Consider the following 17,113-nt stretch of genomic DNA (forward strand, 5'->3'; position numbering starts at 1 on the left):
ATGACAACAACGACGTTGATCACGGTGGCGCCCACCGGCGCCGAATCGAGCAAGGCCGACGTGCCAGCGCTGCCGGTGACCCTGGACGAGCTGGTCACGACCGGCAAGGAGTGCCAGGCGGTGGGCGCTTCGATCATCCACGTGCACCTGCGCGACGACGACGCCCGGCCGACTCTCGACCTCGGCCGGCTGAAGGATGCCGTCGCCGCGCTGCGGGCCGAGACCGACCTCATCGTCCAGCTCTCCAGCGGCGGCGCGGTCACCGACCCGGAGTCCGACCGGCTCCGCGTCCTCGACGCCGGGCCCGACATGGCCTCCTGCACGATGGGCACGGTCAACTTCGGCGACGACGTGTTCCTCAACCGGTGGTCGTTCATCGTCGAGCTGCACACCCGCATGCGTGACCGGGGGATCGTCCCCGAGTACGAGATCTTCGACCTCGGCCAGCTCACCACGCTGCGCCGCCTGCTCGACAAGCACGGGCTGCCCGCCGGCGGGCACGTGCACCTCGACCTGGTCATGGGCGTGCCCGGCGGGATGCCCGCCACCGCCGAGGCCCTGGTCGCCTGCGTGCAGGCGATGCGCGACCTGCCGTCCGGCACCACGTTCTCCGCCACCGGCATCGGCCGCGGCACGCTGCCGGTCCTGCTCGCGTCGCTGTCGGCGGGCGGGCACCTGCGGGTCGGCATGGAGGACACCGTCACCTACGCCAAGGGCGCGCCGGTGGAGAGCAACGCGCAGCTCGTCGCGCGGGCCTCCGCCTTCGCCCGGCTCGCCCAGCGCCCGCCGATGACCCCGTCCGACGCCCGCGCGCTGCTGGGGATCCCGGCGTGAGCGGCCCGGAGCGCAGCGGAGGAGCCGCGAACCGGTATGGCAGGTGTGGCTCAGGCCGACGCCGGAGCGCAGCGGAGGTGGCGGCATGAGCGGCCCGGAGCGCAGCGGAGGAGCTGCGAACCGGTATGGCAGGTGTGGCTCAGGCCGACGCCGGAGCGCAGCGGAGGTGGCGGCATGAGCGATCTGTACCTCGGCGGGGAGCTGCTCGCGGAGGTCGAGCGCAACGGGTTCGTGGAGAGCCGGCACAGCGGGTCAGTCGTCGTCCTGGACGCCGACGGCGAGGTCACGGCGTGGGCCGGTGACGTGCTCGGCCCGGTCTTCCCGCGCTCGTCCAACAAGCCCATGCAGGCGGTGGGGATGCTGGCGGCCGGCCTCACCGCGACACCGGCGGAGCTGGCGATCATCTCGGCGAGCCATCGTGGACAGCCCGCGCATGTGGCGTCGGTACGAGGTGTGCTCGCCGACCTCCCCGCCTCGGCGCTCGGCTGCCCGCCGGACTACCCGCTGTCCGACGACGCCCGCGACGCCGTGGTCCGGGCGGGCGGGGAGCGGTCGCCGCTGTACATGAACTGCTCCGGCAAGCACGCGGGGATGCTGCGCACCTGCGCCGCCAACGGCTGGCCCCTCGCCGGCTACCTGGACCCGGCGCACCCCGTGCAGGTGGCGATCCGAACCGGCGTCGAGTCCCTCGCCGGTGAGCCGGCCGCGGCGGTCGGCGTCGACGGGTGCGGCGCGCCGCTGCTCGCGGTGTCGCTGCGCGGGCTGGCCGCGGCGTTCCTGCGGCTGGTGTCGGCCCCGTCCGGCTCGCACCCGCGCCTGGTCGCGGACGCCATGCGCGCCCACCCCGACCTGGTCTCCGGCACCGACGCCGACGGGCACGACACGCAGCTCATGCGGGCGTTCCCCACGCTGCTGTCGAAGATCGGGGCCGAGGGCGTGATGGCGGCGGCGGTCCCGGGCGTCGGCGCGGTGGCCCTGAAGATCGACGACGGCGCCGCGCGGCCGCGACTGCCCGTGCTGAGCGCGGGGTTCGCGCGTCTCGGCTTCTCCCTGGGTGACTTTTCGGACATGCCGGTCATGGGCGGCGGCGTGCGGGTAGGTTCGGTCCGGACAGTCTGGTGAGCGGCTTCACGCTAGCTGGAGTTAGCATTTTGCTTGCAACAGTTAGCACGGCGAGCTACGGTCGGTGATGTGACTGAAGAGCCGCGCGACCTGGGTGGGTTCATCCGTGACCTGCGCCGCAACGCGCGCATCTCGCTCCGCCAGCTTGCTGAGCAAGCCGGCGTCAGCAACCCGTACCTCAGTCAGATCGAGCGTGGCCTGCGTAAGCCGAGCGCCGAGGTGCTCGCGCAGCTCGCGAGTGCACTGCGGGTGTCGACCCCGCTGATGTACCTGCGAGCCGGCCTGCTCGAGCGCGAGGGGCACGACGTGCTGGCCGCGATCGCTGCGGACAGTGATCTCACGACGGCCCAGAAACAGTCGCTCACGCAGATCTACGAAACGTTCCGGCGCGAGAACTCGCGCAGCGATGCCGACAGCGCCGCCTCGGGGGCGGGGCGCGACGCCGACCCGGCACCACCGACGAAGTCAGAGGAGTCATCATGACCACCAGCACCACCACCCGGAAGATCCCGACCCCGCTCTATGCCGCCGCAGGCGCCGGTGACCTGGCCTATGAGCAGCTGCGCAAGCTGCCCGCGCAGGTCGCCCAGCTGCGCGCCCGGGTCGAGGAGCTGCGCCCGGCGGTCGCCGAGACCAACCTCCGCGCCGACCTGACCGTGGCCGCCGACCGCCTGCGCAACGCGGCCCGCCGCAACACCACGTCGCTGCTCGCCGGCGCCCAGGTCGCGCAGGACCGCGCGGTCGCCGTGTACACCGAGCTCGTGAACCGCGGCGAGAAGGTCGTCGCCGGCGGCCGCACCGCCGAGGCGAAGATCGAGATCGCGCCGGCCACGAAGACCGTGACCACCGAGGTCGCCGTCACCCCCACCCCGGCCGACATCGCGCCGGCCGTGACGCCCGTCGAGACCGACACGCCGGCCCCCGCGAAGAAGGTCGCGGCGAAGAAGACCGCCGCCGCCAAGAAGTAACGGGAGTTTGTCGGGAGCCCTCCGGACCGTCTCGCACGGTTCGGAGGGCTTCGGAATAAGCTCGGGGGATGGTGACTGCAGTGCCGGTGTTCTACGACAGGGTTGAGCTGTACATCAACCTGGCGGTGTGGGTCTTCTGCCTGGTGCTGGGCGCCGCGGCGTTGCTGCACTGTCTCGTCCAGCGAGCCGACGCGTTCCCGGCCATCGGCACGATGTCCAAGACGGTCTGGCTGGCCATGAACGGTGGCGGCCTGCTGCTCACGGCCCTGGCGCCGCAGCTGCGCATGGGCTACCTCAGCATCTTCCTGCTCATCTCCGCGGGAATCTTCGCCATCTACCTGCTCGACATCAGACCCGCGCTGCGAGACGCGGTCGACGGCCACGGCTCCTGGTGATGGCGGCCGGAATGACGGCTGCCCCGGCGATCGCGCCACTGCCCTGCTCGGCGGTCGCTCCGACGTCCGGCCTGGCGGTTGCGCCGGTATCTGGCTCGGTGGCCTCTCCGACGGCTGTGACGGTGGCTGGGCCGGCGGTTGTGCCGACGCCTGCGGCGGCTGTGCCGCCGGCGGCTGGGCTGGCGGTTGTGACGGCGGCTGCTCCGGCCCGTGCGATGGCGGTCGCAACGGCGCCTGGCTTGGTGGCTTCTCCGACGGCGATTGTGACGGCGGTCCGCTGATGGACTTCCGCTGGCCGCCGCCGCCCGACGGCAGGCCCGACCGGTTCCGCCCGCCCGTGACGCGCGGGCCGCAGACCGGCCGGCCCACGCTCCCCGCGCCGCCGACCGAGCAGATCGCCACCCCGCACGGCGTCGAGCTGGAGTGGCTCCTCACCGGCGAGGGTGACCCCGTCACGGTCTTCGCGCACGGGCTCGGCAGCGGCATCGCCGAGACCCGCCCCCTGGGCAGCGCCGTCGCCGGCCGCAAGGTCTTCTTCCAGTTCCGCGGCCACGGCCACTCCGCCGCGCCCGGCGGCGTCTGGACCTATGCCGACCTCGCCCGGGACCTGCGCGCCGTCGCCGACCTCTCCGGCGCCACCCGCGCCCTGGGCGTCAGCCTCGGCGCCGGCGCCCTCTGCCGCCTCCTGGCCGACAACCCTGGCCGCTTCGAGCGCGCCGTCTTCTTCCTCCCCGCCGTCCTCGACACGGCACGCCCGGCCGCCGCGCAGGAGCGCCTCACCGCCCTGATCGAGGCGATCGACGCCGGCGACGCCGCCGCCGTGGCCGACGTGCTCTCCATGGAGGTCCCCGCCCAGGTCCGCAACTCGCCACCGGTCTGGGCGTTCCTGCGCCAGCGGCTCGACCAGCTGATGCGCGACGGGCTCGCCGGGGGCCTGGCCAGCCTGCCCGCCCAGGTCGCCGTGCAGGACCGCGCCGACCTCGCCGCGGTCACCGCGAAGTGCCTCGTCATCGGCTCCAGGGGCGACGAGCTGCACCCGGTCACCGTGGCCGAGCAGCTCGCCGAGGCGCTCCCCGACGCGGAGCTGCACGTGTACGACCGCCCCGGCGTCGTCTGGACCCAGCGCGCCGACCTGCGCGCCCGGATCTCCACGTTCCTGAACCTCGGCCCCGACCGAAACTGTCCGAACGGCTGACCCCCGGCACGTATCAGAGTGGCACCCCGGAGCGTCTGTCCTATGGATGACAACTTCGCCACTACTGACCTGAGGGGGATCGGACCATGACCGCGCTGCGCCGCTGGGCCGGACCGACATAGAGTTTCGGACATGGGTGTCACGCAACACGGCAGGACCTCCCGCCTCGACCTCGCCGACCCGACGCTGCGCGAGTGGACGTGCGTCGTCCTGCACTCCGATGCCACCGACGGCATCGTGCTCGACCGCTCAGCCTTCTACCCCGGCGGTGGCGGCCAGCCTCCGGACCACGGCGTGCTGCTGTGGCAGGGGGTACAGACGCGAATCGCCGGGACCCGCAAAGGCGACGACCTCTACCTCCAGCCCGCCGAGGGAGACCCGCTCCCGCCCGCCGGCACCGAGGTGATCGGCGCCATCGAGGACGACCGCCGCACCAAGCTCATGCGCACCCACTCCGGCCTGCACGTCCTGGGCGGCGTGGTGTTCCGCGACTTCGGCGCCCTCGTCACCGGCGGCTCCATGGAGCCCGCCGAGGCCCGCATGGACTTCAACCTCCCCGAGGTCCCACCCGACTTCAAGGCCCGGCTCGAGGAGCTCATCAACGCCGAGGTCGCCGCCGACCGCAAGGTCGTCACCAAGGTCCTCGCCCGCGACGAGGCCCTCGCCCTGCCCGACATCATCCGCACCCAGTCCAACCTGATCCCGCCCGACGAGCAGGAGATCCGCATCGTCGACATCGTCGGCCTCGACGCCCAGGCCGACGGGGGCACCCACGTCGCCTCGACCGCCCAGATCGGCCGCCTCCAGGTCGTCAAGGTCGAGAGCAAAGGCAAGGCCAACCGCCGAGTCCGCGTCCGCCTGACCGACTGACGCCCGCTCCCCACCACAGCACCCGCCCGCCGCCCTCGTACGCGCCGGCTCGCCTGCTCCGCGCTGACCCGCTTCAGGGGTCCGACCCGCGGCAGGTTGGCGCCTGTGGACACGACCTGCTCGCCCTGTGCGTGCTTGCTCCGGCCGCTACTGCTTGCTCGGGGTCTGACCCGCAGCAGCTCGGCGTTCAGGGGTAGGACCGCTCGCCCTGCACTCACTCGCTCGGGGCACGCTCGCCCAAGGCCTGCCAATTGGCCCCGCTTGCCTGGTCCGCGCTCGCCCGCTGCTGGGTCCGACCTGTGCAGGTTGGCTCTCGCGGACAGGACCTGCTCGCCCTGCGCCCGCTCGCTCACGGCCTGCTCGCCGTGGGTCTCCTGATCGGCTCCGGGTCTGCTCGGCTCCTGCGTCCGCTCGTTCGTGGCTGCTTACCTCAGGGGCGGCTCGCAGCAGGTCGGCTCCCGCAGGCAGGACCTGCTCGCCCTGCGCCCACTCGCCGTGGCCTCCTGCTCGGCTCCGGGCCTGCTCGCCCCTGCGTCCGCTCGGCTCCGGGCCTGCTCGGCTCCTGCGTCCGCTCGGCTCCGGGCCTGCTCGGCTCCTGCGCCCGCTTGTTCGCGGCTGCTTACCTCAGGGGGCGGCTCGCAGCAGGTTGGCTCCCGCGGGCAGGATCAGCTTCTCGCCGCCGGCCCTGGTCACCTCGAGAATCGGCTCGCCCGGATCGATGCCCAGGTCGCGTCGCTCCGGATCGGTCGGCATCCGCCCGATCACCTCGTCGCCGGCTCGCAGCTCCACGACCTCCCGCTGCAGCGCGGGCCGCACCATGGTCCGCGCGCCCCGGGCCGACACGACGAGCCCCTCCTGCCGCAGCACCGCCACCGCGTTGCGAACGGCGGGCCGGCCCAGCTCGTACTCCTGCATCAGGCTGCTCTCCGACGGCACGAACGCCCCCGGCGCCAGCTCTCCCGCCCGAATCTGCTCACGCAGCAGGTCCGCCAGCTGCTGGTACAACGGCCGATCCGAACTCCGGTCGATCATGCCCCAACGGTAGATAACCCCATGATCTTGTCCGCTTGCCGTCCTATGCGTACATGGCCCCACCATCATCCCACCGCAACGCACGAGTCGGCAAACTGGCCTCCTCCGTATCCGGGGCTTGCTGTCGGGGCGGTCTCTGGGTCGTGAAAGATGACGGAGTGGCGCCGCTGAAGACGATGTGGGACGAGTTCGCCGAGGGGGCGAGACTGCTTGGGCGGGGGTTCTCGCTGTACAGCCGAAGCCCCCGCCTCCTGCTCCTCGGGCTGATCCCGGCAGTCATCTCCTTCCTGTTGCTGGCGACCGCCTGGTTCTTCCTGCTCTGGTTCATCCGCGACCTGGCCGCGACTGTCACCTGGTTCGCCGACGACTGGGGGTCGCCGTGGCGGGGCGTGATCAGGTTCGGCGCCGGCGCGGGCATCGTCATCGTGTCCGCCCTGGTGTCGGTCCTCACGTACACGGCGCTGACCCTGCTCATCGGCGACCCGTTCTACGAGGTCATCTCCGAACGCGTCGAGGACCACCACGGCGGCGCGCCGGGGCTGCCCGACCTGCCGTGGCACCGCACGTTCTTCAAGAACGCCGCCGACTCCATCAGGCTCATCCTGCTGGGCATCGTCGTCTCGGTCCCGCTGTTCCTGCTCGGCTTCGTCCCGGTCCTGGGCCAGACGGTCATCCCGGTCCTCGACGTCGTGGTCGGCGGCTGGCTGCTCGCCGTGGAGCTGACCGGCGTCCCGTTCAACCGCCGCGGCCTGCGCCTGAAGGACCGCCGCGCCATGCTCCGCGCCAACCGCCCGCTCGCGCTCGGCTTCGGCATGCCGGTCTTCGTGATGCTGCTGATCCCCTTCGCCGCGGTCCTGGTCGTCCCCGCCGCCGTTGCCGGCAGCACCCTGCTGACCCGCAGGCTCTTCGGCCTTCCGACCGACAAGCCGTCCGCCGCCCTCGGCAAGCCCCCGCTCGTCCGAGCCCCGGAAACTGTCGTACCTGGCGGGCATGATGTGGGAGTAGCCGGCCGGTTGTGACCTGACCGCTTCCGACCGGGGGGAGTGAGGATGCATGACGGTTTGTGACTATCAAGCGGCATTCGGCGCGGTCCGCGCCGCCGTCTGACCTGAACGCCGACGGTTGGCAGGCAACCGTGTCTGTCAGGTCTTCGGAGGTTCGCCCGCGTTTGGGTCCTGAGATACGGCGTGGCCAGGCGCCCGGCGCAACAGGGGGAGGCGCCCGGTTCCGCGGTCGCTGCTGCGGCGGAAGCGTCGGGCTTCGTGCGGCAGAGCTTCGGCGAGTGGGAAACTGTCCACCGGCTCCGCCGCCACGTCAACGATGGCGCCGACGCGACCGGCCCACGCGACGGGTCACCCGCCTTGGCTCGCGAAGGCAGGCTTGAGCGTTGCGCCCGGCACGGAGGACAGGCCACCGCACCGCTGGGTGACGGCCGGGCGGGCAGCGGCGAGCCCCGCCACGCGGTGACCTCGGCATGCGGTGACCTCGGCATGCGGTGACCTCGGCATGCGGTGACCTCGGCGACCATCACCGCCACCATGGCCACGCTCGCCGTCACGCGGCGACCGGTCGCGGCGACCGGCCGCACGTGTCCGGGCGTGCCGCCGACCAAGGCTGCCATCGGGTCGGGCGGCCCATGTCACCGGGCGGGGTGTGCCATCGGGTCGGGTGTGCCACCGAGCGGCGGCGGTGACCTGGGGGCGGCTGGTCGGGAGTCTGGTCCGGTGTTGGTGAGTGCTGCTGCTGGTTGGGCGTGCCGCCAAGGCGGGCCTGTCGCTGAGGGGGCGTGCCATAGGTCCGTGTGGGCGCATTACCGGACGGGCAGGACACGGCGACGACCATGCTGCCGGCAGGCGGTCCGGCTCCCAGCGAGCGTCCACGTCGCGGGTTTCCGGCGCGGACCCCACCGCAGGTCCTTGAGGGGAGCTCGTGTGTGGAGCACTCGGTGCGGACTTCCGGCGTGGACCCTCATTGCGGGGCGTTGAAGCGGACTTCCGGGCGAACCCGGCCGACGCGGAACCCCCCCCCATCGCAGGTTTCCGGCGGGAACCTGCGCCGCGAAACCCGCTGCTGACCCCGGCTTGAAACCGCTCGGTGTGGAGCCAGTGACGCAGACCTTCGGTGCGGACTGGTCCCTGGCTCGGTAATTGGGGTCAGCCGGTGCGGAGGCCTTCCAGGAGGGTGGTGTCGCCGCTGACGAGGAGGGTGTCGAAGGCTACGCGGCCGAAGAGGGCCAGGACCAGGTCGCTGGCGGGGCCGCTGGCGGTGGCGCGTTCGTGGTGGTCGTCGGTGTCGAGGAGGGTGTCGGTGTCGAGGAGGGCGACGCCCGCGCCGCGGAGGCGGACGTACCAGACCTGGTCGACGTCGGTGGCGTGGAGGGCGATCATGCCGGCGCGGTTGGTGGGGCCGGAGCGGCGGCCGGCGGGGAGCCAGGTGTCGAGGACCTCGGTGACGCCGTCGCTGGCGAGGCGGGGCTCGATGGGCTCGCTGAGGCCCGCGGCCATCTGGGCGTCCCAGCGGTGGATGGCGGTCTCGTGCGCCATGCGGCGGTGCCAGAAGCCGGCCTTCTTCGCCTGCGGGGCCCAGTTGTAGGCGGGCAGGTCGGGTTCCAGGGCGTCGAGGGTGGCGAGGAGCTCGGTGAAGGCGTCGGTCCACGCGACCGCCGGGTCGACGTCCGCCGGGAGCGGGGTGTCGGGGCGCGGGTCGGGGCGGTCGGTGACGCCGCGGGGGGCGATGGCGTTGACCCACACATAGATCTGGGTGAGGTGCCAGGCCAGGTCGCGCAGCTGCCAGCCGGGGCAGGTGGGGACGGCGGCGTCGAGGGGGACGGTGCCGAGCGCGGCGCGGAAGGCGTCGCCTTCGGCGCGCAGCGCGGTGAGCCAGAACTCCTTGGTGAGCTGAGGCTTGCTCATCGGCGATCCCTCTCCCGGTCCGGACGCTGCAGCTCCAACATTAGGGCACGCCTTACTCTGGTGCGGTGCCCGAAGCAGCCGCGTCCGCGCCCAGCCTCGCCGACCTGACCACTCTGCGCCTCGGTGGCCCCGCCGGGGAACTGGTGGAGGTGACCTCGGAGGAGGAGGCGGTCACCGCGGTACGAACCGGAAAACCGGTGCTCGTCCTCGCCGGAGGCAGCAACGTCGTGATCGCCGACGAGGGGTTTCCGGGCACCGTGGTGCTTTTGCGGCAGCGCGGGATCCACGTGCAGGAAGAGGGCGGGAGCGTCCGGCTGACCGTCCAGGCGGGGCAGCCGTGGGACGAGGTCGCGGCGGCGGCGGTCGCCAACGGCTGGGCGGGGATCGAGTCGCTGTCGGGCATCCCGGGGTCGGCGGGCGCCACCCCGATCCAGAACGTCGGGGCGTACGGGCAGGAGGTCGCCGAGACGATCACCGCCGTCCGGGCGTACGACCGAACCCGCGACGAGATCGTCACGCTGCCGAGGGACGCGTGCGGCTTCGCGTACAGGACGAGCGTCTTCAAGCACAACGAGCGGTTCGTGGTCCTGTCGGTGACGTTCGAGCTGGCGGTGTCGCCGCTGTCGACGCCGATCCGGTATGCGGAGCTGGCCAGGACGCTCGGCGTGCAGGCGGGGGAGTCGGCGCCGCTCGCCGACGTGCGCGAGACGGTGCTGAAGCTGCGCGCCGGCAAGGGGATGGTCCTGGACCCGTCGGACCGTGACACGTTCTCGGTGGGCTCGTTCTTCACGAACCCGGTGGTGGCGGCGGACGCGGTGGAGCACGTGCGCCGGGCCGCCGGCGAGCCGCCCGCCTGGCCGGCGCCCGACGGGATGGTCAAGCTCAGCGCGGCGTGGCTCATCGAGCGGGCCGGGTTCGGCAAGGGCTACGGCGACCCGGCCAGCGGCGTGGCGCTGTCGGGCAAGCACACCCTCGCCCTGACGAACCGGGGCACCGGCACGACCGCCGCGCTGCTCGGGCTGGCGCGCGAGATCCAGCACGGGGTCCAGGAGAAGTTCGGCGTGCGGCTGCACCCGGAGCCGGTCCTCGTCAACTGCTCTCTGTAGCGAGGCAACTGTAGGGGACCGTCATCTCGCCCAGGCGCCAGCGGGCGGGGCGGTCCAGGACGGGCCAGCCGGCGTCCCGGGTGGCCTCGACCGCGCGCCGCCAGCGCTGGCGCGGCCCGAAGGCCGACAGCGGCGCCGCCGCGCGCCAGGCGGTGTCCAGTGTGGACAGCAGCGCGTGGATCGGCTGCCCGGGCACGTTGTGGTGGATGAGGCACTTCGGCAGCCGCTCGGCCAGGGTCGCCGGGGTGTCCAACGTGGACAGGCGGCTGGCGAGGGTCAGGGTCCGCGGCACGCCGCCGGTGACGGTCACCCAGGACGCCAGCCGGCCGAGCTCGTCGCAGGTGCCCTCCACCAGGACCGCCCCGGTCGCGGTCATCGCGGCCCACGCGGCGGGGACGGCCTCCAGGTCGTACTGGCGCAGCACGTTGAACGCCCGGACCACGGTCGGCGCGAGCCCCGCCAGCTCGAAGCCGCCCCGGCGGAACTCCAGGAACGGCGGGTCGGCGAAGGGCTGCGCGACCGCGACCCGCTCCGGGTCGATCTCCAGGCCGACCACCCGGACCGGCGGGCCCGGCAGGTCGAGCAGGCGGCGGCGCAGCTCCAGGGTGGTGACGGGCGATGCGCCGTACCCGAGGTCGACGACGAGCGGCGCGTCGGCGCGGGCCAGCACCGGGCCGAGCGTCACCGCGATCCAGTTGTCGACCCGCCGCAGCCGGTTGGGATTGGTGGTCCCGCGCGTGATCGCGCCGAGGACACGCATCACGTCACCCGGTGCACCTTGTGCTGGGCGGCCTGGGCGAGCGGGCGGACCACGAGCCGGTCGATGTTGACGTGGTGCGGCCGGGTCGCGGTCCACGCGACGCAGTCGGCGATGTCCTCGGCGACCAGCGGGTCCGCCACGCCCTTGTAGACGGCGGCGGCCTTCTCCGAATCGCCCTCGAACCGCTTGAGGGCGAACTCGTCGGTCTTCACCATGCCGGGATCGATCTCCACGACGCGGATCGGGCGGCCGTTCAGCTCCAGCCGCAGGGTCTCCGCGACCGCCGTCTGGGCGTGCTTCGCCGCCGTGTAGCCGCCGCCGCCCTCGTACACGATGAGACCAGCCGTGGAGGAGATCACGACGATCGTCGCCCGGCCCGAGGCGGACAGCAGCGGCAGGAGCGCCTTGGTGACCCGGACCGTGCCCAGCACGTTGACCTCGAACATCCACTGCCAGTCGCTGAGGTCGGCCTCCTCGACGGTCTCCGCGCCGATGGCCCCGCCGGCGTTGTTGACCAGCAGCTCCACGGGCGCACCCAACGCGGCGACCGTGTCGACAAGTCGTGAAATGTCCGCATCCGACGTGATGTCGGCCACAACCGCGGTCGCCGACGGCAGCGAGTCCACCAACGCGGAGAGCAGCTCGGCGCGCCGGGCAACGGCCACCACGTGAAAGCCCTCGGCGGCCAGACGGCGGGTGGTAGCTGCGCCGATACCGCTGGAAGCGCCGGTCACAACGGCAACAGGAGAAGACATGCCGACCATCCTCCCGCATGCACCGCGAACCGCAGTGATGAACGCAACGGTGGGTAGACGGCCGCCCGCGAGGGAACATGGACGGTTGGGAAGATGTAACCGTCCGGCAACAGATGAAGGAGCACCGACGTGGCGCGGGTCGACTCGCTGCACAGGCACACCCCGCAGTCCCGTCGCTCTCTCCCGCGGAGGGTCGCGACGCTGTCCGTGCACACGTCCCCGCTCGACCAGCCGGGCACCGGCGACGCCGGCGGCATGAACGTGTACATCGTCGAGGTCGCCGAGCGCCTGGCCCGGGCCGGCGTCGAGGTCGAGGTCTTCACCAGGGCGACGTGCAGCGAGCTGCCGCCGGTGGTGGAGATGGCGCCGGGCGTGCTCGTGCGGCACGTCATCGCCGGCCCGTTCGAGGGCCTGGCCAAGGAGGACCTGCCGGCGCAGCTGTGCGCGTTCACCAACGGGGTCCTGCGCGCCGAGGCGTCGCAGGCGCCCGGTTGGTACGACCTCGTCCACTCCCACTACTGGCTGTCCGGTCAGGTCGGCTGGCTGGCGAAGGACCGGTGGGGCGTCCCGCTGGTGCACACCGCCCACACGCTCGCCAAGGTGAAGAACCAGCTGCTCGCCGACGGCGACAAGCCCGAGCCGATGGCCCGCGTCATCGGCGAGGAGCAGGTCGTCGCCGCGGCCGACGGCCTGGTGGCCAACACCCCGGCCGAGGCCGCCGACCTGATCGAGCTGTACGCCGCCGACCCCCGCCGGGTCAGCGTGGTGCCGCCCGGCGTGGACCTGGAGACGTTCACCCCGGGCGACGGCAGGAACAGGCAGAAGTTCGGCCTCCCCGAGGACGCCCTGGTGGTCGCGTTCGTCGGGCGGATCCAGCCGCTGAAGGCGCCCGACGTGCTGCTGCGCGCCGCCGCCGAGCTGCGCGCCCGCGACCCGGAGCTGGGCGCGAAGCTGGTCGTCGCCGTCTGCGGCGGCCCCAGCGGCTCGGGCCTGGACCGGCCGACCGCGCTCATGGACCTCGCCGCCGAGCTGGGCATCGCCGACTGCGTGCGGTTCCTCGCCCCGCAGCCGCGCGAGGACCTCGCCGAGCTGTTCCGCGCCGTCGACCTGGTCGCCGTGCCGAGCTACAACGAGTCGTTCGGTCTGGTCGCGATCGAGGCGCAGGCGTGCGGCACACCGGTCGTCGCGGCGGCCGTCGGCGGGCTGGTGACCGCCGTCCGTGACGGGGTCTCCGGGGTGCTGGTCGACACGCACCGCCCGGAGGACTGGGCCGCCGTCCTCGGCGACCTGCTGGCCCACCCGGCGAGGCGCCGGGAGCTCTCGGAAGGCGCCGTCCGGCACGCCCACGAGTTCTCGTGGAGCCACACCGCGAGCGGCCTGCTCGCCGCGTACCGCGACGCCCTCACCACACACCGCGAAACCGAGCTGCTGGCGGCGATGTCATGAGCGGGCAGCGGAGCGGCAACCCGAGCGAAGCGGTCAAGCAGCTGATCGAGCGGGTCTGCGACGAGCGCGAGATCGCCTGGGAGAAGACCGGCGACAACGCCTACGTGGCGGTCCTGCCCGGCACCCACAAGCAGAAGACCAACTGCAACCTCATCGTCGGCGAGCACACGCTGCGCGTCGAGGCGTTCGTGATGCGCCACCCGGACGAGAACCGCGAGGAGCTGTGGCAGTGGCTCCTGCAGCGCAATTCGCGCATGTACGGCGTCGCGTTCAGCGTCGACACGGTCGGTGACGTGTACCTGATGGGCCGGCTGCCGCTGCACGCGGTGACCGAGGAGGAGCTCGACCGGCTGCTCGGCGCGGTGCTGACCTACGCCGACGAGAGCTTCGACCCGATGCTGGAGATCGGCTTCGGCTCCGCGATCCGCCGCGAGTGGGAGTGGCGCGTCAAGCGCGGCGAGCCCCTCGACAATCTCAAGGCATTCACGGCCTTCGTGGAGCGTACGAGCTAGCTTACTCTGAGCCGGTGATCGAACGGGCGCCGCTCGCTTGGAGACCTGTCGGTGCGGTGGCGGCCACGGCCGCCGTCGCGCTCCTGCTGACGATCAACCGCTATGACTACCACCGTGACGAGCTGTACTTCCGCATGCTCGGCGACCGTCCGAGCTGGGGCTACGTCGACCAGCCGCCGTTCACGCCGCTGCTGATCCGGCTGTGCGCCGAGGTCTTCGGCGACTCGGCGTGGGCGATCCGGCTACCCGGCGTGCTGTTCCTGCCCGCCGCCGTCTTCCTGCTCGCCCTCATCGCCCGCGAGGCCGGCGGCGGCGCGGTCGCGCAGACCCTCGCCGGGACCGGCGCGCTGACCACGTTCGCCCTGGTGTCCACGCACCTGACCCTGACCACCGGGCCGGACCTGCTGGTCTGGCTCGGGGTCGTCCTGTGCGTCATGCGGGCGTCGTTGCGGGAGCTGCCACGGTACTGGCTGGCCGCCGGGCTGGTCACCGGGCTCGCGCTGTACAACAAACACCTGGTCATCCTGCTGCTGCTCACGTTCGCGGCGGGGCTGCTGGTCGCCGGGCCGCGCAAGGTCCTGCTGTCGCCGTGGCTGTGGGCCGGCGCCGGCATCGCGCTCGTCGTCGGGCTGCCCAACCTGCTGTACCAGATCGCCAACGGCTTCCCGCAGCTCGACATGGCCGCGGCCCTGGCCGAGAACAAGGGCGACGAGGCCAGGATCACCCTGATCCCGCTGCAGCTGGCGTGGCTGGGCCCGTTCTTCGTGCCGGTGTGGGTCGCCGGCATCGTGACGCTCCTGCGAAACCCGGCGCTGCGCCCGATCCGGGCGCTCGGGGTGGCGTACCCGCTGATGCTGGTGCTCCTGTTCGTGATCGCCGGCCAGCCGTACTACACGGTCGGGCTGCTGTCGGCGCTGTTCGCGATCGGCGCCGTGCCCGTCGCGCGGCGTGTGACCCGCCGCTGGATCCTGGTCGCCGGTGCCGCGGTCAACGTGGGCTTCGCGATCCTGATGTCGCTGCCGGTGCTGCCGGTCGGCGTCGTGGGCGGGACGCCGATCCCCGCGATCAACCAGGGCATCTCCGACCAGGTCGGCTGGCGCCGGTACGTGCGGCAGGTCGCCGACGTGTACGAGGCCCTCCCGGCGCAGGACAAGCCGCACACGGTGCTCCTGACCGGCAACTACGGCGAGGCCGGCGCCCTGGACCGCTACGGCAGGGCCCTCGGCCTGCCGGATGTCTACAGTGGACAGAACGAGCTGCACCGGTTCGGCCCGCCGCCGGAGTCCGCGACCGTCGTCGTGCTCGTGACACAGGGTGACCCGAGCCGCTCGCCGGCGTTCGTATCATGCGAGTTCAAGGCGAATCTGGACAATGGTTACGGCGTGGAGAACGAAGAGCAAACAGCTCGCGTCTTCGTGTGCCGGGGGCTGAGGGGCACCTGGGCCGACCTGTGGCCGGGCTTCCAGCACTTCGATTGATTTCAATTATTTCAAGTGTGTGAGGGAGCCGACAGTCCCGTTACTTGTCGCTGCAATTCCTCGCCGCGTACCGTCAATCACGGATACCGGCGATTCCTGAAGTTGGGGAGCGACGGGGGTGTTTCTGGGCCTTCACGGGCCCACTCGCAGTGGTCTGTCCGGGCGGGGCGACCACTGCAACCGGCGGCACCGCGCGGTCGAAAGACCGCAGCAGAGCGGGTGGTCGTGGACTGGGGGTGCACGCCACCCGCTGCCGCCGGTACGAGTTTTCAGGACTGGGCATCGGCCCCAAACTTAAGTCCGGCGTAAAGACGCACAAAGTCGCAGAGCCGTAGTTTCTCTCGCATGCGGATGCGCGGTGCTCTCGCCGGTCTCTTGCTCGTCGTCACGTTGGCCGGCTGCGGCGCGAAGACCGACGCATCGGCGAATCCGGAAATGTCCGTATCCGCGGACGCGAACGCGGGCGAGGATGCCGCGAGCGGGGACGCCGTCGCCGCCCTGGCCGCCGCCGGGGCCGCGCCCTCCGGGTCCGCGTCGGCCGCCGCCTCGAAGAGCGCCGCGCCGCCCGCCGTGAAGGCGCCCACCCAGACGTTCGCCGTCGGGGTCAGCCAGTTCACGTTCAGCCGCGCCGGCCGCACGCTGCGCACCCTGGTCTTCTACCCGGCGATCGGGGCGGCCGGCGGCTCGCCGAAGAGCAACGCGGGTGTCGCCGCGGGCAGGTTCCCCCTGGTCCTGTGGAGCCACGGCCTGCACGGCTCGCCGGAGGGCTACCAGGGCGTCACCGCGAAGATCGCCGCCGCCGGGTTCGTCGTCGCGGCGCCGGCCTACCCGTTCACCAACTCCGCGGCGAACCCGTTCAACCAGAACGACATGGGCAACCAGCCCGCCGACGCGTCCGCCGTGATCACCGAGGTGCTCAAGCTCGACACGAAGGCCGGCGCCGCGCTCGCCGGTCACATCGAGACCGGCCGGGTCGCCGCGGGCGGCCACTCGGCGGGCGGCTACACGACCGCCGGCATGCTGTCCGGCTCGGGCCGCGACGCCCGGCTCAAGGGCGGCATCATCGTCTCCGGCGGCGGCATGGGCGGGAAGTTCAGCGGCGCCGCCACGCCGGTGCTGTTCATCCACGGCGACGCCGACGGCACCGTCCCCTACAGCAGCGGCCGCGGCCTGTACGACGGCTGCGGCTGGCCCAAGGCGTTCCTGACGCTGCTGGGCGGCGACCACGGCGGCGGGCTGTTCGGCTCGGCACCGGCCAACCAGGCCGTGTCCAGGACGATGCTCGACTTCCTGCGGTACACCCTCTACAGCGACAGCGCCGCGAAGGGCCGGCTCCGCGCCGACGCCACCGTCAGCGGCGCCGCCAGGTATGACGGGACGCTCTAGCTGAGCGCGAAGACGGGCAGCAGGCCGGTCAGCCGCAGCTGCGCGTAGGCGAGGGGGCGCGGGTTGCGCAGGCTCAGCGTGCAGCCGGTCTCCTTGGCGAGCTTCCAGCAGCCGACCAGCGCGCCGATCCCGGCGGAGTCGAGCACCGTCACGCCGGCCAGGTCCACCACCAGCGCCCCCGGCCGGAAGACGGGCAGCACCGCCCGCACCGCTTCGGAAAGGTGGTCGCGGGTGGCGAGGTCGAGCTCCCCGTCGAGCCGGATGACGACCGTGCCGGGGTCCGGCGCCTCGAGCTTCGCCGTCAAACCGTCCACTTCGCCCCCTGTCACGTCGAAGGGCGGC

General features: G+C 72.3%; 18 protein-coding genes. 13 read left to right on the forward strand and 5 right to left on the reverse strand.

All coding sequences use genetic code 11. From position 1 onward, the window contains the following. The 7 genes from ABD332_RS47535 to ABD332_RS47565 all read left to right on the forward strand — a co-directional run bounded on the left by ABD332_RS47535 (position 1) and on the right by ABD332_RS47565 (position 5,384). Entirely contained in the window at positions 1-834 is an 834-nt protein-coding gene (locus ABD332_RS47535; protein ID WP_344511523.1) for a beta-keto acid cleavage family enzyme, read from the forward strand. A gap of 174 nt (positions 835-1,008) precedes the next feature. Continuing rightward, positions 1,009-1,956 (forward strand): asparaginase, encoded by a 948-nt coding sequence (locus tag ABD332_RS47540; RefSeq protein ID WP_344511525.1) that lies wholly within the window; start codon positions 1,009-1,011, stop codon positions 1,954-1,956. Between the two features lie 69 nt (positions 1,957-2,025). Beyond that, positions 2,026-2,439, forward strand: a complete 414-nt coding sequence (locus tag ABD332_RS47545; protein WP_425552402.1) for a helix-turn-helix domain-containing protein — start codon at positions 2,026-2,028, stop codon at positions 2,437-2,439. Further along, on the forward strand, positions 2,436-2,924 hold the full coding sequence (locus ABD332_RS47550) for a hypothetical protein (RefSeq protein ID WP_344511527.1): 489 nt from the start codon (positions 2,436-2,438) through the stop codon (positions 2,922-2,924). Before ABD332_RS47545 ends, ABD332_RS47550 begins: the two co-directional genes overlap by 4 nt. Before the next feature lie 68 nt (positions 2,925-2,992). Continuing rightward, entirely contained in the window at positions 2,993-3,319 is a 327-nt protein-coding gene (locus tag ABD332_RS47555) for a DUF2516 family protein (RefSeq protein WP_344511528.1), read from the forward strand. Positions 3,320-3,599: 280 nt separating this feature from the next. Continuing rightward, positions 3,600-4,514, forward strand: coding sequence for an alpha/beta fold hydrolase (locus tag ABD332_RS47560; RefSeq protein ID WP_425552403.1), 915 nt, complete (start codon positions 3,600-3,602; stop codon positions 4,512-4,514). A 132-nt stretch (positions 4,515-4,646) separates the two neighbouring features. Continuing rightward, the gene (locus ABD332_RS47565; protein ID WP_344511530.1) at positions 4,647-5,384 is read left to right on the forward strand and encodes an alanyl-tRNA editing protein; all 738 of its coding nucleotides are present in this window, start codon (positions 4,647-4,649) and stop codon (positions 5,382-5,384) included. A gap of 624 nt (positions 5,385-6,008) precedes the next feature. On the opposite strand, the gene ABD332_RS47570 is transcribed toward ABD332_RS47565, so the two are convergent. Then, positions 6,009-6,416, reverse strand: coding sequence for a GntR family transcriptional regulator (locus ABD332_RS47570; protein WP_344511532.1), 408 nt, complete (start codon positions 6,414-6,416; stop codon positions 6,009-6,011). Positions 6,417-6,559: 143 nt separating this feature from the next. On the opposite strand from ABD332_RS47570, the gene ABD332_RS47575 reads away from it, so the two are divergent. Further along, positions 6,560-7,435 (forward strand): EI24 domain-containing protein, encoded by an 876-nt coding sequence (locus tag ABD332_RS47575; protein WP_344511534.1) that lies wholly within the window; start codon positions 6,560-6,562, stop codon positions 7,433-7,435. Between the two features lie 1,134 nt (positions 7,436-8,569). Here the strand turns inward: ABD332_RS47575 and ABD332_RS47580 are convergent. Beyond that, a complete protein-coding gene (locus ABD332_RS47580; RefSeq protein ID WP_344511536.1) occupies positions 8,570-9,328 on the reverse strand; it encodes a maleylpyruvate isomerase family mycothiol-dependent enzyme in 759 nt (252 codons plus the stop codon). 65 nt (positions 9,329-9,393) lie between these two features. On the opposite strand from ABD332_RS47580, the gene ABD332_RS47585 reads away from it, so the two are divergent. After that, positions 9,394-10,434 carry a UDP-N-acetylmuramate dehydrogenase gene (locus tag ABD332_RS47585; RefSeq protein WP_344511538.1) on the forward strand — a complete coding sequence of 347 codons (1,041 nt, stop codon included), beginning with the start codon at positions 9,394-9,396 and terminating at the stop codon, positions 10,432-10,434. On the opposite strand, the gene ABD332_RS47590 is transcribed toward ABD332_RS47585, so the two are convergent. Both ABD332_RS47590 and ABD332_RS47595 read right to left on the reverse strand, forming a co-directional pair. Then, positions 10,418-11,194: a class I SAM-dependent methyltransferase gene (locus tag ABD332_RS47590; protein WP_344511631.1), complete on the reverse strand. Its 777-nt coding sequence runs from the start codon at positions 11,192-11,194 to the stop codon at positions 10,418-10,420. The genes ABD332_RS47585 and ABD332_RS47590 overlap by 17 nt on opposite strands. Next, positions 11,194-11,949: an SDR family oxidoreductase gene (locus ABD332_RS47595; protein WP_344511540.1), complete on the reverse strand. Its 756-nt coding sequence runs from the start codon at positions 11,947-11,949 to the stop codon at positions 11,194-11,196. Before ABD332_RS47595 ends, ABD332_RS47590 begins: the two co-directional genes overlap by 1 nt. Before the next feature lie 129 nt (positions 11,950-12,078). Between ABD332_RS47595 and mshA the strand changes: the two genes are divergently transcribed. The 4 genes from mshA to ABD332_RS47615 all read left to right on the forward strand — a co-directional run bounded on the left by mshA (position 12,079) and on the right by ABD332_RS47615 (position 16,771). Continuing rightward, positions 12,079-13,395, forward strand: coding sequence for a D-inositol-3-phosphate glycosyltransferase (gene mshA / locus ABD332_RS47600; protein WP_344511542.1), 1,317 nt, complete (start codon positions 12,079-12,081; stop codon positions 13,393-13,395). Further along, positions 13,392-13,907, forward strand: a complete 516-nt coding sequence (locus ABD332_RS47605; RefSeq protein ID WP_344511544.1) for a type III secretion system chaperone family protein — start codon at positions 13,392-13,394, stop codon at positions 13,905-13,907. Before mshA ends, ABD332_RS47605 begins: the two co-directional genes overlap by 4 nt. Before the next feature lie 14 nt (positions 13,908-13,921). Further along, positions 13,922-15,385: a glycosyltransferase family 39 protein gene (locus ABD332_RS47610; protein WP_344511545.1), complete on the forward strand. Its 1,464-nt coding sequence runs from the start codon at positions 13,922-13,924 to the stop codon at positions 15,383-15,385. 435 nt (positions 15,386-15,820) lie between these two features. Further along, positions 15,821-16,771, forward strand: a complete 951-nt coding sequence (locus ABD332_RS47615) for an alpha/beta hydrolase family protein (protein ID WP_344511546.1) — start codon at positions 15,821-15,823, stop codon at positions 16,769-16,771. Here ABD332_RS47615 and ABD332_RS47620 read toward each other — a convergent pair. Further along, positions 16,768-17,076 carry an STAS domain-containing protein gene (locus tag ABD332_RS47620; protein ID WP_344511548.1) on the reverse strand — a complete coding sequence of 103 codons (309 nt, stop codon included), beginning with the start codon at positions 17,074-17,076 and terminating at the stop codon, positions 16,768-16,770. The genes ABD332_RS47615 and ABD332_RS47620 overlap by 4 nt on opposite strands. Positions 17,077-17,113: the final 37 nt, after the last annotated feature.

This window comes from Dactylosporangium maewongense, assembly GCF_039531485.1.
GTDB classification, from domain to species: Bacteria; Actinomycetota; Actinomycetes; order Mycobacteriales; family Micromonosporaceae; genus Dactylosporangium; species Dactylosporangium maewongense.